Source organism: Mycobacterium cookii (genome assembly GCF_010727945.1).
GTDB lineage: Bacteria > Actinomycetota > Actinomycetes > Mycobacteriales > Mycobacteriaceae > Mycobacterium > Mycobacterium cookii.
In genome coordinates, this window is sequence record NZ_AP022569.1 from 826,448 (window position 1) to 840,510 (window position 14,063).

At 64.6% G+C, this 14,063-nt stretch carries 16 protein-coding genes; 6 read left to right on the plus strand and 10 right to left on the minus strand.

The features are described 5' to 3' along the window. Positions 1-6 precede the first annotated feature (6 nt). The 8 genes from G6N27_RS04005 to G6N27_RS04040 form a co-directional block, all read right to left on the minus strand. Positions 7-792, minus strand: coding sequence for an enoyl-CoA hydratase/isomerase family protein (locus G6N27_RS04005; protein ID WP_372513001.1), 786 nt, complete (start codon positions 790-792; stop codon positions 7-9). Positions 793-823: 31 nt separating this feature from the next. Next, positions 824-1,582, minus strand: a complete 759-nt coding sequence (locus G6N27_RS04010; RefSeq protein ID WP_163775180.1) for an SDR family NAD(P)-dependent oxidoreductase — start codon at positions 1,580-1,582, stop codon at positions 824-826. A 29-nt stretch (positions 1,583-1,611) separates the two neighbouring features. Then, positions 1,612-2,553 (minus strand): hydroxymethylglutaryl-CoA lyase, encoded by a 942-nt coding sequence (locus tag G6N27_RS04015; RefSeq protein WP_163775181.1) that lies wholly within the window; start codon positions 2,551-2,553, stop codon positions 1,612-1,614. Continuing rightward, positions 2,550-3,776 carry an acetyl-CoA hydrolase/transferase family protein gene (locus G6N27_RS04020; RefSeq protein ID WP_163775182.1) on the minus strand — a complete coding sequence of 409 codons (1,227 nt, stop codon included), beginning with the start codon at positions 3,774-3,776 and terminating at the stop codon, positions 2,550-2,552. The genes G6N27_RS04015 and G6N27_RS04020 overlap by 4 nt, the downstream gene beginning before the upstream one ends. Continuing rightward, positions 3,773-4,975, minus strand: a complete 1,203-nt coding sequence (locus tag G6N27_RS04025; RefSeq protein ID WP_163775183.1) for a thiolase family protein — start codon at positions 4,973-4,975, stop codon at positions 3,773-3,775. The genes G6N27_RS04020 and G6N27_RS04025 overlap by 4 nt, the downstream gene beginning before the upstream one ends. Beyond that, positions 4,975-5,742 carry an SDR family NAD(P)-dependent oxidoreductase gene (locus G6N27_RS04030; RefSeq protein ID WP_163775184.1) on the minus strand — a complete coding sequence of 256 codons (768 nt, stop codon included), beginning with the start codon at positions 5,740-5,742 and terminating at the stop codon, positions 4,975-4,977. The genes G6N27_RS04025 and G6N27_RS04030 overlap by 1 nt, the downstream gene beginning before the upstream one ends. Then, positions 5,742-6,908 (minus strand): acyl-CoA dehydrogenase family protein, encoded by a 1,167-nt coding sequence (locus G6N27_RS04035; protein WP_163775185.1) that lies wholly within the window; start codon positions 6,906-6,908, stop codon positions 5,742-5,744. Before G6N27_RS04035 ends, G6N27_RS04030 begins: the two co-directional genes overlap by 1 nt. A 105-nt stretch (positions 6,909-7,013) precedes the next feature. After that, the gene (locus G6N27_RS04040; protein ID WP_163775186.1) at positions 7,014-8,093 is read right to left on the minus strand and encodes an acyl-CoA dehydrogenase family protein; all 1,080 of its coding nucleotides are present in this window, start codon (positions 8,091-8,093) and stop codon (positions 7,014-7,016) included. A gap of 97 nt (positions 8,094-8,190) precedes the next feature. On the opposite strand from G6N27_RS04040, the gene G6N27_RS04045 reads away from it, so the two are divergent. The 6 genes from G6N27_RS04045 (at position 8,191) to G6N27_RS04070 (ending at position 12,083) form a co-directional block, all read left to right on the plus strand. Continuing rightward, positions 8,191-8,964, plus strand: a complete 774-nt coding sequence (locus G6N27_RS04045; protein WP_163781306.1) for a FadR/GntR family transcriptional regulator — start codon at positions 8,191-8,193, stop codon at positions 8,962-8,964. Positions 8,965-9,139: 175 nt separating this feature from the next. Continuing rightward, positions 9,140-9,916, plus strand: coding sequence for a hypothetical protein (locus tag G6N27_RS04050; protein WP_163775187.1), 777 nt, complete (start codon positions 9,140-9,142; stop codon positions 9,914-9,916). Positions 9,917-9,944: 28 nt separating this feature from the next. Continuing rightward, positions 9,945-10,511, plus strand: coding sequence for a cytochrome c oxidase subunit 3 (locus G6N27_RS04055; RefSeq protein WP_163775188.1), 567 nt, complete (start codon positions 9,945-9,947; stop codon positions 10,509-10,511). Beyond that, complete coding sequence (locus tag G6N27_RS04060) at positions 10,511-10,786, plus strand: cytochrome C oxidase subunit IV family protein (RefSeq protein ID WP_163775189.1); 276 nt, start codon at positions 10,511-10,513, stop codon at positions 10,784-10,786. The genes G6N27_RS04055 and G6N27_RS04060 overlap by 1 nt, the downstream gene beginning before the upstream one ends. 31 nt (positions 10,787-10,817) lie before the next feature. Then, entirely contained in the window at positions 10,818-10,961 is a 144-nt protein-coding gene (locus G6N27_RS04065; protein WP_163775190.1) for a hypothetical protein, read from the plus strand. Between the two features lie 123 nt (positions 10,962-11,084). Further along, the gene (locus G6N27_RS04070; protein ID WP_372513000.1) at positions 11,085-12,083 is read left to right on the plus strand and encodes a lytic transglycosylase domain-containing protein; all 999 of its coding nucleotides are present in this window, start codon (positions 11,085-11,087) and stop codon (positions 12,081-12,083) included. A gap of 12 nt (positions 12,084-12,095) precedes the next feature. Here the strand turns inward: G6N27_RS04070 and G6N27_RS04075 are convergent, their stop codons facing one another. Together G6N27_RS04075 and G6N27_RS04080 are read right to left on the minus strand one after the other, a co-directional pair. Beyond that, positions 12,096-12,449 carry a DUF732 domain-containing protein gene (locus G6N27_RS04075; RefSeq protein WP_443677584.1) on the minus strand — a complete coding sequence of 118 codons (354 nt, stop codon included), beginning with the start codon at positions 12,447-12,449 and terminating at the stop codon, positions 12,096-12,098. Positions 12,450-12,586: 137 nt separating this feature from the next. Further along, positions 12,587-13,879, minus strand: coding sequence for a cation:proton antiporter (locus tag G6N27_RS04080; RefSeq protein WP_163775191.1), 1,293 nt, complete (start codon positions 13,877-13,879; stop codon positions 12,587-12,589). Positions 13,880-14,063: the final 184 nt, after the last annotated feature.

A 14,063-nucleotide genomic window follows, 5' to 3' on the forward strand; every position in this document is an offset into this window, starting at 1 on the left:
GTGTTCTCACGCGAATTCGGGTGTGCGCTTGTCGATGAAGGCGCGCAGTCCCTCGACGGCCTCACCTTGCTCGAAGAGATCCTGAATCTGGTCGGCTTCGTAGCGTAAGCCGTCCGCCAGCGGGCGGTCGTATGCGGCGTCGACGGTCCGCACCACGGCCAGTTGGGCGGGTGTCGAGGCGGCGGCCAACTCGCGGGCCAGTTGCCAGGCCGTCGCCCGCGCGGTGGTGTCCGGCTCCGCGAGGCGGTCGATCAATCCGATCCAGTACGCCTCGTCGGCCTCGACCTGGCGTCCGGTCAGCATTAGGTCCAGCGCCCGGCTGCGTCCAACGAGACGCGGAAGCCGCTGCGTGCCACCGGCGCCGGGGATCAGGCCCAGCTTGACTTCGGGCAGACCCAGCCGCGCCCGAGCGGCGCCGACGCGCAACGTGCACGCCATCGCCAACTCGAGACCGCCGCCCAGCGCAAGTCCGTCGACGGCGGCCACGGAAATGACAGGCAGGGCGCCAAGACGTTCCAGTGCGCCGCGCAGCGCGTCGCCGTAGCGCCGGAACGACGCGGAGTCGACCGTCGACATATGTTTGATGTCGGCACCGGCCGCGAAGAAGCCGTCCACCGCTGACGCCACCACGATGACCTTGGCGTCGACGGCTTGGGCGTAGTCGATCGCGGTGTGTAATCCGTCGATGAGCTCGGGTCCCAGTGCGTTGGCCGGCGGCCTGTCGAGGATGAACTCGACGATGGACCCGTCCCGGTTCCAGGTCACGGCTGCACGGCCTTGTGGTGTTGCCACTCGAATCTCCTTCGATTGCTGGGGGATTGGCTCAGGCCATCGTGAGTCCGCCGCTGACCGACAATGTCTGACCAGTGACGTACTCCGCGGCATCTGAGGCGAAGAAGGCGACGGCGACGGCGATGTCAGACGGCTGGGCCAGTCGTTTCATCGGCACCGAGCGGGTCATTCCGCCGATCACTTTGTCGGCGTCCTGCCCGGAACTGTCGGCGAACTTGCGCAGGGCCGGGGTATCGGTGGGCCCTGGGCAGACGACGTTGGCCGTCACCCCTTTGGTCGCCACCTCGCGGGCCAGCGTCTTGGTGAACGCGATGATGCCGCCCTTGGCGCCGGAGTAGACCGCTTCCAGCGACGAGCCGACCCGGCCGGCGTCCGAACCGATGTTGATCACCCGGCCGAAACCGCGCTCCACCATGCCGGGAACGACGGCGTGGATGACGCGCAGCGCGCCCTTGAAGTTGATGTCGAGGATCTTGTCCCAGAAGTCCTCGGAGGTCTTCAGGAACGGCATGAAGTCGTCCCAACCGGCATTGTTGACCACGACCTCGATGTCTCCGAGTTCGGCGGCAACCGTCTTCACCGCGCCGCGCACCGAGTCGGTGTCGGTGACGTCGACGTGCACGGCGATGGCTTCGCCGCCGGACTCGGCAATGCGTTTCGCGGTGGCTTCGGCGGCCTCCAGGTTGAGGTCAGCGACCGCGACGCGAAACCCATTGCTGGCCAGGGTCTCTGAGATGCCCTGACCGATGCCTTGGGCTCCGCCGGTGACGAATGCGACGCGGTTGGTCATGTCGTTGTCTCCTAAATGTGGTTGGTAGGTCAGTGGCAGGCGGGAGCGCCGGGCGTCGGCGCCCAGTCGATCGGACCGGCGACGATGGAGTGGCTGGTCAGTTTGCGGCCGAGCACAGCCTGCGCGGCGCGGGCCGCGTCGATGATGGCCGGCAGCGATACCCCGGTGGAGACGCCCATCTCGTGGAACATACTGATCAGATCCTCCGATGCGATGTTCCCGGTGGATCCGACCGGTACCGGGCAGCCACCGAGTTCACCGAAGCTGGATTCGAAGCTGGTGCAGCCGGCCTGCAAGGCGGCGTAGGCATTGGCCAGACCCTGGCCGCGGGTGTTGTGGAAGTGGGCGGTGACTTCGACGCCGGGCAGCCGTTCGATTGCCGCGGCGAAGAATTCGCCGACGTAAGCCGGGTTGGCCATCCCCGTGGTGTCGCCGAATCCCACCTCGGTGGCGCCCGCGGCGGCGAACTGTTCGGCGATGTCGAGCACCCGGTTCATCGGCACCTTGCCCTCGAACGGGCAACCGTAGGAGGTGGCGATGACCGCGGCGCATCGCAGATCCTCGGCGACGATCCGCTTGGCGATGACGTCGTTGTCGGCCATCGATTCGGCGATGGTTCGGTTGACGTTTTTCTTGTTGTGTGTCTCCGACGCGCTGACGAAGATCGCCACCTCGGAAAAGGTCTCGCGCACCTTGAGCGCGTTGTCGAGTCCCTTGCTGTTGGGCACCAACACCATCAGCGACACGTCGTCGGGCACGTCGACGCCGTGCAACACCTCAACGCCGTCGGAGAGCTGTGGGATGACTTCCGGCCGAACGAAACTGGCGACTTCGATGCGCCGCAAGCCGGTCCGGGCCAGCCGGTTGATCAGATCGATCTTGTCGGCGGTGGCAATGGTTTCCGGTTCATTCTGGAAGCCGTCACGCGGCCCGACCTCGCGGATGTCGACGTGCGCGGGCAATCTCGTCACACTGTGCTCCTCTGCTGGTCGAGCTGATCACGGAATTCCGGGGCGGCGATCGCCACCAGTCGTCGGGCCCGTTCCCTCAGACTGCAGCCGCGCAGGTGCGCGACGCCGTATTCGGTGACCACGGTGTCGACATCGGAGCGCGACGTGGTGACCACGCCGCCGTCGAGCGAAGCCTTGATGGTGGACTGACCACCCGATGTCGCGCGCACCGCGATGACGGACCGCTTGCCGGTGAGCGCGGCAGCCCGGGTGAAGTCCACCTGGCCCCCGACGGCGCCGACGTACACGCCACGGCTGACCTCGGCGCCGACCTGCCCGGTCAGGTCGACCTCGACGGCGAAGTTCACCGAGACCAGCGAGTGGAGCTGCGAAAGCACTTGCGGGCTATGGGTATAGCTGGTCGGCAGGAACCTGGCGGGCAGGTCGGGGACACGCTGATACAGCTCTGCCGAACCCAGCGCCGTGCCCGCGACGATCAGCCCGGGGTCGATCTGCTTGCGACTGCCGGTCGCCACGCCCTTGTCGACCAACCGCAGCAACCCGTCGGTGATCATGCCGGTGTGAAATCCCAAATCCTGGTGTCCGGTCAGCGCATCGAGCACCGCGGCACCCAGCGAGCCGACGCCTATCTGGACGGTGTCCCCATCGTCGATGAGCTCAGCGACGCGGGCCGCAATACGCTGCTCGGTCGCCCCCGGTGCGCGGGAAGGATCTTCAGCCAGCGGACGATCGGTGCTGATGGTCGCGGCGAATCGGTCGAGCGGAATCCGCATCGTGCCAACGGTGCTCGGCATGCGCTGGTTGATCTCGGCGATGAGGATCGGGGTGTGCCGCATCGCATCGGCGACATAGTCGACACCGATCCCGAGCGAGCACTTTCCATCCTTGTCGGGCGGGGAGACCTGCATCAGGCCGACGTCACACGGCAGCCGGCGTTCGGCGAACATCCTTGGCAGCGCCGAATAGTGGCACGGCACCACGTCCAGGCGTCCAGACCGGCTCAGTTCGCTCAGCTCGCCGAGTCCACCGTAGGACACCATCGACATCCGTCCGGGAATCGTGACGGCGAGTTGGTCGTTCCAGCTCAATCCGGTGAACGTGCGGATCGGACCGATCCGGGGATTCTGCAGGATCAGCGTGTCGACCAGCGGACGCGCCTCCGCGGCGGCTTGACCCCACCAGACACCGTCACCCTGGGAGAGGAACTTGCCGAAGTCGATCACGTCGGCTCCCGTTGGATCAACGTCGCCGTCCCGAGGCCCCCGCCGCAGCACATCGTGACCAGACCGAGGTCGGCTTCACGACGCTCGAGTTCGGCGACCATCGTGGCCAGCAACCGGGCGCCGGTGGCGCCCACCGCGTGACCGAGCGCGATGGCTCCGCCGTTGACGTTGACCCGATCAGGGTCTGGGCGCAGCTCGCGCTGCCAGGCCAGCACGACCGAGGAGAAGGCTTCGTTGACTTCGAACAGGTCGATGTCATCGACGCTGAGATCGTTGCGCTGCAACATCTTCCGAGTCGCCGGAATGGGCCCGGTCAGCATGATCACGGGGTCGACTCCGACGGTGGTCTGGTCGAGGATCCGGGCGCGGCGGCGCAGCCCGAGCCGGTACGCGGCGTCGGCGGAGCACAGCAGTGTGGCGGCGGCGCCGTCGCTGATCGGCGATGACGACCCGGCGGTGATGCGACCGTTGTCCTTGCGGAACGCCGGCTTGAGGTTGGCCAGCGTGTCCACCGTGGTTTCCGGGCGTACGCATTGGTCGGCAGGGCGGAGTTGGCCGTCGAGTGTCATCGACACCATTTCGTCGACGAACCGGCCGTCGGCGATGGCCTTGGCGGCGTTCTGATGCGACCGTGCGGCGAATGCGTCCATCTCGTCGCGGGTCAGCTGCCACCGGTCGGCGATGAGCTCGGCGCTTTCGCCTTGGTGCACAAAGGCGTAGCGGTCGCGCAGCTCGGCCGGCCAGGGGTCGCCGTACAGTTCGGAGATCTTGGCGGGGGAGTCGATCGGGACGTGACCCATGTGTTCCACGCCGCCGGCGATGACAACGTCGTGCGTGCCGGACGCCACCAGCGCCGCAGCCATTTCGACCGCGGTCTGCGCCGAACCACAGCGTCGGTCCAGCGTGGTGGCGGGGACGTCCGGCGGATAGCCTGCCTGCAACCAGGCGTTGCGGGCGATGTTGCGTGACTGTTCGCCGAATGGCGCGGTGCAGCCGATGATCAAGTCTTCGACCAGCGCAGGCTTGATGTTGCTACGCCGGACCAACTCGGTGTAGCAGGCGGCGAGCATCGCGTTCGGGTGCATGTCGCGGTACCACCCGCGTTCGGGATGCGATTTGCCGATCGGGGTGCGTACGGCCTCGGCGATGTAGACCTCGCGACCCGTCGAAGCGAACGGCCCGGTTACGTTGTGGCGCATCAGATCACCGTCCCACCGTCGACCGGTAAGACCTGCCCGGTGATGTAGGACGCGGCGTCTGACGCCAGAAACACAAACGTCGGCGCGATCTCATCGGGGAAAGCCCATCGTCCCAGCGGGATTCGGGCGAGGGTTTTGGCGGCGAGCTTCTCGTTGCTGCGGATGTTCGCGGTCATGGCGGTGGCGGCCAGCGGGGCGACGGCGTTGACGGTGATGGCCTTGCGCGCCAGCTCGCGGGCCAACGATTTCGTCAGACCGACGATGCCGGCCTTGGCCGCGCCGTAGTTGACCTGGCCGATGGTCCCGGTGAGACCCGCCGCGGATGTGACGTTGATGATCCTGCCGGTCCCATCGGTCGGGAGGTGTCCCAGTGCCGCTTGACTGGTCACGAAGCTGCCTATGAGGTGGATGTCGACGATGCGGCGGAACTTCTCCTCCGACATGTCTTCGAACATGGCTGGCGCGACGGCTCCTGCGTTGTTGACCAGTATGTGCAGTACGCCGCCGCCGAGTTCGGCTGCGAAGCCGGCGGCTTCGGTTGCCGCCGCCGAATCCCGGACGTCGAGGACGTACGGCTGCGCGGTACCGCCGACAGCGTTGATTGATTCCGCGGTCGCGACGGCTGCTTCCTTATCGATGTCGGTCACGAGCACGGCGGCCCCACGCGCGGCGAAGGCCCGGGCGATCGCCTCCCCGAGACCGCCTCCCGCACCGGTGACGAGGGCCGAACGCCCGTCGAGCCGGAACACATCGCGTTGCTGCGTCATCAGTAGCTCCTCGGCAGGTGCAGCACGTGCTCACCCAGATAATTGAGCACCATTTCCTGGCTGATCGGCGCGATGCGGGTCAAGCGGGCCTCGCGGAAGTACCGGGCGACGTGATATTCCTCCGAGTACCCCATGCCACCATGTGTTTGCAGAGCACGGTCGGCCGCGTCGAACGCGGCATCGGCACAGAGGTACTTGGCCGTATTGGCTTCGCGCGCACAGGGTTTGCCTTTGTCGTAGAGCCAGGTGGCTTTGCGCAGCATCAGCTCCGCGGCGTCGAGCCGGGCCAGTGAGTCGGCCAGCGGAAACTGCAGTCCCTGGTTCATGCCGATCGGCCGGCCGAATACCACCCGCTCGTTGCCGTAGCGCACCGCCGCACGCAGCGCGGCACGCCCGATACCCAGCGCCTCGGCGGCGATGAGACAACGCTCGGGGTTCAGCCCGTCGAGAATGTAGCGGAACCCCTGACCTTCTTCGCCGACACGATCCTCGACGGGAATCTCGAGGCCGTCGATGAACAACTCGTTGGAGGAGACCGCATTTCGGCCCATTTTCGGAATCGGGCGGATCTCGACCTTGTCGCGGTCCAGGTCGGTGAAGAACAGCGTGAGGCCATCGGTCTTGCGGGTGACATCCTCGAACTTCGTGGTGCGGGTCAGCAGCAGAATCTTTTCCGATTCCAGCGCTTTCGAGATCCACACTTTGCGACCGTTCACCACGTATCGATCACCGTCGCGCTTGGCGAAGGTGGTGATCTTGGTCGTGTCCAGACCCGCGCCGGGCTCGGTGACGCCGAAACACACGTGCAGGTCGCCGGTCACGATGCGGGGGAGCGTACGTCGCTTGAGCTCTTCGGAGCCATGGACGATCACCGGGTGCATGCCGAAAATCGACATGTGCATCGAGCTTGCCGCGTTCATGCCGCCGCCGCTGGCCGCGACTTCCTCGAGCAGGATCGACGCCTCGGTGATGCCGAAGCCGTGGCCGCCGTACTCCTCGGGCGTGGTGATACCCAGCCAGCCGCCGTCGGCGAACGCGTCGTAGAACTCCGTCGGGAACTCGTGCTGTTGATCCTTGGCCATCCAGTAGTGGTCGTCGAATTTGGCTGCCAGCTCAGCGACCGATGAGCGGATCGTCTGCTGATCGTCGCTTAGCTCGAAGTCCACAACGCTCTCCGCTCGCACAACTACTGAAATGGGTCTAACTGCAAATCATACTAATGGACAGACCAAAAGCAAGATGCATTTGTCTCCTCGGCACGGCGCCGTCGGTCACGCCGTGACGGGCAGCAGCGGCAGCGCACCCGCGATGCGCTCGTTCCACGCCGCCGGGGTGCCGAAGAGCACCCGGTCGAGCTTGGCCCGCTTGTAGAACAGGTGAAGGTCGTGCTCCCAGGTGTAACCGATTGCGCCGTGCAGAGTCAGCGCGCTGTCGGCGAGTTCGGCGGCTGCGGCGGTGACCTGCGCCTTGGCGACGGCCGCGTGAGTCGCACGTTCAGCCAGACCCTCCTGCACCGATTGAGCGGCGTAGCAGACGATCGACAACGACGACTCGGTAGTGACCAGCATCTGCGCGGCGGCGTGCTTGACCGCCTGGAATGATCCGATCGGACGGCCGAACTGCTGGCGTTGCTTGCTGTACTCGACGGCGAGATGGAGCATTCGCTCAGCTGCGCCCAGCGCGTCGGCAGCGACCACAACCGCTGCCCGGGTGGCGATTTCGCTGAGGGTCGCGGTTGCGTCGAGTTCAATGCGCCGTGCCGCGACGTCGTCGAGATGGACATCGGCCACGTCCCGGGAGCGGTCCAGCAGCGACCGGGGATGGATCCGCACGCCCGGGTCAGCGCCATCGGCCAGCCACAACGCCGCGGATCCTTCCGCGACGACCGGGACCAGGAACTGACGCGCCCGCGCGGCACCCAGCACAGCCGGTATCTGCCCGCGCAACCGACCCGCCCGGTTTTCAACGCCTGGCTGCGCCGCCGGAATGCGGTCTGCCCGTATCGCCAGCGCGGTCACTTCGCCGGACTCGGATGCCTTGCGCGCCAACGCCGGCTCGTCGACGAGTGCCGGGACAATGATTGCCGCCTGCTGCCAACCGGCCGATGGTGCTGCTGCGCGCCCCAGCTCTCGCGCGGTGAGCGCGATCTCCAACAGGCCACCGCCTTGACCGCCGAGCTCTTCGTCGAAACCGACGCCGGCCCAGCCTTCTCCGACGAAGAGCCGGTCAAAGCTCGAGAGGTCGCCGGCGTCCAGCCAGCTGCGAACTGCGGCCGGGTCAGCGCGTTCAGCCAGCCACTCACGCAGCGAGGTAACAAACAACTCCTGCTCGTCGGAGAGCTCCCATCGCATAGGCGTCGTCTCCTGCCAATTTGTGAGTACCGAGCCTGGTACGGCGAACTGAACAAATGGTACTTTAGGTCTGACCATAAACTATGAAGGGCATGTGATGGAAGCAGCAAACGCCGCGTCCACACCGTCGCGGTCAGACGTGAAACTCAGCCCATTCGAAGTACCCAAGGCATCTGACGTGCTCGCCAGCGAGCTTCGCGAACGGATTCTCAGTGGCGAACTCGTCGAGGGTGTCCCCCTGCCGGCGGAGCGTGACCTGGTCAAGCAGACCCAGATGAGTCGGGCCACCGTACGAGAAGCATTGCGAATCCTCGAGGTACAGAATCTGGTTCGGGTCAAAGCGGGCCGAGCAGGCGGCGCTTTCGTGCAACGACCGACCACGAAATCGATGGTCAGCTCAGTGAGCATGCTGATCAGAGGCAGACGCATCAAACTCGTCGACTTGATGGAGACGAGAGAGGCCCTGGAACCGTTCTGCGCCGAACTCGCCGCGCGCAACCGCACCGATGCGGACCTGACCGAACTCGACCGGGCCAACGAAGCGATCGCCGATCCAGAGGCGAATCTCGAGCAATTTCTGCAGGCCAACCTCGACTGGCATGTCGGTGTCGCGGTCGCCGGTCACAACGAGCTGCTGATCGGCTTCATGACCGCATTGTCGCAGGCGATCTACGCCGGCACACAAAACGAAGCCTTTGTCGACGCCGAGGTTCGTGCCGTGACAAGCCAGGCACACCAGGCGATCACCGCCGCGATAAGCGGCCGGGATGCCGCGGCGGCCGCCCGCCGCATGCGCCGCCATGTCCACAGTTACGCCGCCGCTCTGGCCGAATCCGACGAGCGCGACGCGATCGACGTCGGCGAGCGGTAGCGGGGGCCGACGACGCCCACGCTTGTCGCGGGTGCCTCAAATGGGGGGCAAAAAGCGCCCTTTCGGGGGAAGCCCGCGACGGTCTGCGTCGGCGACGATGGAGATGCCGTGCTGGGCATGGCGGTCCCGGACCGCCCATGTGCTTTGCAAATCCTCGATCAAAGGAGCCGGTCCGATGGCCACATACGCCGAACCCGCCACCTCCGTCCCGGGTGCCTCATCGCCGTACCGGACCGATTACACGACCTGGAAGATTCTGGCCTGGACGGGCCCGGTGTTTCTGGCCGCGTTCTTTTGCCTTTGGGGGCTGCTGGCTCACAACATTCCGCCGTTTCCGCCCAGCGCGACCCCAGAGGAGGTCATGGCGCATTACAAAGACCTCAGGCTCCCGATCATGATCGGGATGAGTGTCTGCCTCACGATGACCGCTTTCTACATGTCGTGGAGCGTGGCCATCGCGCGGGTGATGGAACGTGTCGAGGGTCCCGGTAATTTGTTGTCAAAGCTCGAGATGATGGGTGGCACGATCACATGTGCGCCTGTCATGACGGCTTGCGCGTTCTGGCTCACCGCCGCGCATGAGGTCAACAATCTCACTCCCGGCATCCTGCACATGCTCTACTGGATGGGCTGGCTTCTGATCGACTTGGCCTACTTTGTCACCTCGTTGCAGATCGCTGCCGTCAGCATCGTGTTCATGCGGGACAAGCGGGAGAAGAAGCTGGTCCCGGAACCTGTAATCTGGTGGGGCTGGGTCACATTCGCGTCGTTCTTCGTGGTCAGCGCAATCCCATTCGTGACGACCGGCCCACTGGCCTTCAACGGCGTGATCAGCTTCTGGATCGCGTTCTTCACCTGGTTCTTCTGGATCCCGTCGCTTTCGTACTTCATCATCAAGGCTGTCGACCGAATCAAGGCCGAGGACGAGGCCGCTGGGCGTGTCAACGCTTAGTCGCAGAGAGGCGGTCACCGCCGAACGCGTGACGCCCAGACGCCTTCCGGGAGTGGACGGCGTCTGGGTTGCAATCGGCGCCGACTCCGTCATCTTTGCGGTCCTGTTCGGCAGCTTCATGCAGGCGCGGCTGCACAATCCAGCCGTGTTCGAGGCGTCGCGGCACACCCTCAACATGAACCTGGGTGGCATCGACACGCTGATCCTGCTGACCAGCTCATGGTCGGTCGCCCTTGCCATCCAGGCCCTCAAGCGCGGTCTCGTCGATCGAGTGCCTCGCTATCTCCTCGGCGGAATCGCCACGGGGCTGTTGTTCATGGTGTCCAAATCGGTTGAGTACGTTGAGAAATTCGCCGCCGGGATCAGGCCGGCCACCAACGAGTTCTACATGTGGTACTTCACCCTGACCGGGCTCCATCTCTTACACGTCGTGTTCGGCACCAGCTTGCTGACCTATGTGTGGACCCGTTCGCGCCGCGGCGCCTACAGCAGTCTGCAACGCGTGGTGCCCGAATGTGTGGCCTCGTACTGGCATCTGGTGGACCTGTTGTGGATTCTGATATTCCCGCTGCTGTATCTACAGAGGGCAGTCTGATGTCCGTTCTGCGCGAGCGGGTCACCATGGTGTGGCTGGGCCTGATGGCGTTGACGTGTGCGACGACATGGGGATTGTCCAAGGATCTGTTCGTGCCCACCGTCGGCGTGATCGGAATCTTCGTCATCGCCGCGGTGAAGGTGAGCTACGTGATGCTGGATTTCATGGAGTTGCGCGATGCCCCGATTCCGGTGCGAATTGCCTTTCAGGCCTGGGCCGTGGCCGTGCCGACGATGATCCTGGGATTCTGGTTCGCCACTCCAGCAATGACATAGGCGACCGACATGCCCCCAAGAGGAGAGCCAAGTGGCTCTTTCGGGGGAAGCGTGCAGCACGCGGGTGCGTGAGGATTACATCCTGCAGCCGAAGGTGTTTCACGAAGGGCAGGTGCCGTCGATGAGCGGATGCGCGCATCACCACGTTGCCCGCGTTGCCCTGCAAGAGGGTTGACCAGTGGCACGTCACCGTGTTGCGTCTCACGCCGTCGTAGCTGCACGGCCGAACCGCCGCCGCCCCGGGGCCTTGCGCCGGCGGGTAATTCGCGCGACGCGAACGTGGTTGTCCAGTGTCGCGGTGATCGCGCCAATGGTATTCAGCGGCTTGGCCGGCGCGGCGTCTCCGCGATTCCTCACGTCGACAACGGCTTTGCTCGCCGCTCCAGCCGCTCCGGTCGTCGCTGTAGCGCCCGTCGAGGATGTTCAGTCCGGCCCCGCAGTGGTCGCAGTTGCGGCCGCACATACGCCTACGGGCCTGCACGTCGTGGCTGCCGTCGCCGGTCCGACGCCGCCGCCGGCGCAGGTGATGAAACCTACTGGTGCACTGGGTATCCCGTCGATGGCATTGTCCGCGTACCAGAACGCAGAGCACACTATGGCAGCGTCCGATCCCGGCTGCGGGATCAGCTGGAATCTGCTGGCCGGCATTGGACGCATCGAGTCCATGCACGCCAACGGCGGTGCGACCGATTCTCGCGGGACCGCGATCCAGCCGATCTACGGCCCCGCCCTGGACGGCACACTGCCCGGCAATGAGGTTGTCGTGCAAGGCAGTTCCGTCGGTCGTGTCACGTACGCGCGCGCGATGGGCCCGATGCAGTTCCTGCCGGGTACTTGGGCGCGGTACGTGTCCGACGGAGACGGCGACGGCGTGGCCGACCCGCAGAACCTTTACGATTCGACGCTTGCGGCGGCGCGATATCTGTGCAGCGGTGGCCTGAACCTACGAGACCAGTCTCAAGTGATGACAGCGATCCTGCGGTACAACAATTCGATGCCATACGCCCGCAACGTGCTCGGCTGGTCTGAGGCGTACGCCGCCGGCGTCGTCCCGGTGGACCTGCCGCCGCTGACCGGGCCGGCGCCACCGCTCGGCGATACTCATTACGAGCATCCCGAGGGCATCGGGCCAGGACTCCCGCTGAACATTCACGGGCTGGCGCCAACCGATCCGCTGGCGCAGATGCCGTTGATCGACCTAAGCCCACCGGGACCGGTGCATCAGTCGCCGACGTGGCCGATGCAGTCGCCGACCCCGAGCGCCCGCGACTGCACGGTCATCTGTATCGGTCAGTGACGGCTGGCGCCGTTACGTGCAAAGGGTGGGAGCGTCGCACACGTTGCCGGGGCAGTAAATCTTGTGCGCGGCGTCGACCATGGTTCCGACATCCAACAGAGTCACACCCCTCTTGTTCAGGTGGTCGTGGATATCGTCGGCGATCTGCTGCGGCTGCCAACCCCACGTGAGGTCGTAGCAGATGAGGTGCGCCTCGCCGATGAGCGCCTCTTCCGTGCTGGGGGGCCACGAGAGGCCGACGGCGCGCAATTGTGCGAGATATGCGTCATCGGCGGGAGTCGCAGTCGCAATGCCTGCGCCGCTCAACAGTGCAGCACCGGCCATCACCGGGATGATGGATCTGGCCAGCCAGCGAGTTGTTGCCACGTGTTGTCCCTTCGGTATTGTTTGGCCTCCGTGAGGCCGCCACAGTATGCCAGCCGATTGCGGCGCAAACGTGAACAATAGCTAAAGCAAGAAACGAAAACTCGTCTAATTCGAGAGAAGCCGGCGGCGGAGCGCGGTCAGGTCGGCGCGGTTACGACAGCGTCCGCGTGCTCTGGCTCGATCCGGCTGTTTTGCGCCGTGGTCCGGTGGCGTCCGTAGACGAACTCGAATATGGGTGTCGCCATCAGTGTGGTGACAATGGCGATGAGGACAAGGATGCTGAACAGCGTCGGGGTGATGATGCCGGCCTGCAGTCCGATATTGAGAAGAATGAGCTCGATGAGTCCGCGGGCGTTCATCAGCGAACCCAAAGCGACCGATTCGCGGAACGGAACTTTTCGCAACCGCGCGGCGAATGTACAGGCGATACCTTTTCCTGCGATCGACACGACGAGAATTCCTGCCGTCACCGCCCACAGTTTCGGACTGTTGACCAGACCGATCTGAGTGTTCAGCCCTGAGTAGACGAAGAACAGCGGCAGCAAGAACGTGGTGACTAGCGGCTCGAGAATCGCAGTGAGCCGTTGCGCGAAGAAACCGGATGGCATCGCGACGCCGAGGATGAAGGCGCCGAATATGGCATAGATACCGACAGCGTCGGTGAACCAGGCGCATGCCATCAGCAAAATCAAGACCGTGCTCAGCACCGCCGGGCTGATCGTGTTTCGGCGTTCGGATACCGTCCCGAGCACACGCAATGCCTTACGTCCGACTGTGAGAAGCAACAGGGTGTACAGAATTCCGCCGATGATTGCTGTTGCGGCCACGGCCGCACTACCGCGATGAATGGCGAGAACCGTGGCGAGAATGCACCAGGACATCGCATCGTCGGTGGCGCCGCACGCCAACGCGAGCGTTCCCAGCGGCGTTCCGGAAAGCCCTCTTTCGTAGATGATCCGGGCCAACATGGGAAATGCGGTCGTCGCAATCGAGGCGCCCAGGAACATCATCGCCATGACCAGCGTGACGCTTTTATCGAAATAAATTCCGCCATGCAACAGGGGCATGGCGATCATCGCGCCAAGAGCGAGCGGCGTGAGAATGCCCGCTGCCGAAACCGCGGCCGCGGTGCCCAGACGATGCTTGATCAGACCGATGTCGAAATTGAGGCCGATCAGAAACATGTACAGCACCAGGCCGATCTGCGCCGCGGTGTACAGCACGACGTTTGCTGGTCCCGGCGGAAACAACTGATGTTGAACGCCGGGCGCGATACGACCCAGCAACGACGGCCCGAGTACCACGCCGGCAATCATTTCGCCGACGACTTGCGGTTGTCCTAGGCGTTGCGACGCCAGTCCGACCAAACGGCACGTTATGAGGATGGCAGCCAGTTCGAGGAAGAAGTGAACAGCGGTTGCTGCCGGCATGGCTCAGATCCCAGCAGTCTGTCGCGCTGCGGCATCGAGCAACTTCCCCATAATTCCTCCGCGGATGCAGGTGACGGCTTGCCAGGGCACTGCTGGGGCCACGCATCTGCGCTTGCCAGCGACCGGGATTAGTGTAGCTTCTTAACTATTAAGTAGCTTATCGATCCCAAATGCGGGAGGGGTA

Bases quoted from the DNA above. Each gene is read 5' to 3' on its own strand.
- G6N27_RS04060 (WP_163775189.1), top strand. From the start codon at position 10,511: ATGTCCGTTCTGCGCGAGCGGGTCACCATGGTGTGGCTGGGCCTGATG.
- G6N27_RS04045 (WP_163781306.1), top strand. From the start codon at position 8,191: ATGGAAGCAGCAAACGCCGCGTCCACACCGTCGCGGTCAGACGTGAAA.
- G6N27_RS04080 (WP_163775191.1), bottom strand. From the start codon at position 13,879: ATGCCGGCAGCAACCGCTGTTCACTTCTTCCTCGAACTGGCTGCCATC.
- G6N27_RS04030 (WP_163775184.1), bottom strand. From the start codon at position 5,742: ATGACGCAGCAACGCGATGTGTTCCGGCTCGACGGGCGTTCGGCCCTC.
- G6N27_RS04050 (WP_163775187.1), top strand. From the start codon at position 9,140: ATGGCCACATACGCCGAACCCGCCACCTCCGTCCCGGGTGCCTCATCG.
- G6N27_RS04025 (WP_163775183.1), bottom strand. From the start codon at position 4,975: ATGCGCCACAACGTAACCGGGCCGTTCGCTTCGACGGGTCGCGAGGTC.
- G6N27_RS04010 (WP_163775180.1), bottom strand. From the start codon at position 1,582: ATGACCAACCGCGTCGCATTCGTCACCGGCGGAGCCCAAGGCATCGGT.
- G6N27_RS04040 (WP_163775186.1), bottom strand. From the start codon at position 8,093: ATGCGATGGGAGCTCTCCGACGAGCAGGAGTTGTTTGTTACCTCGCTG.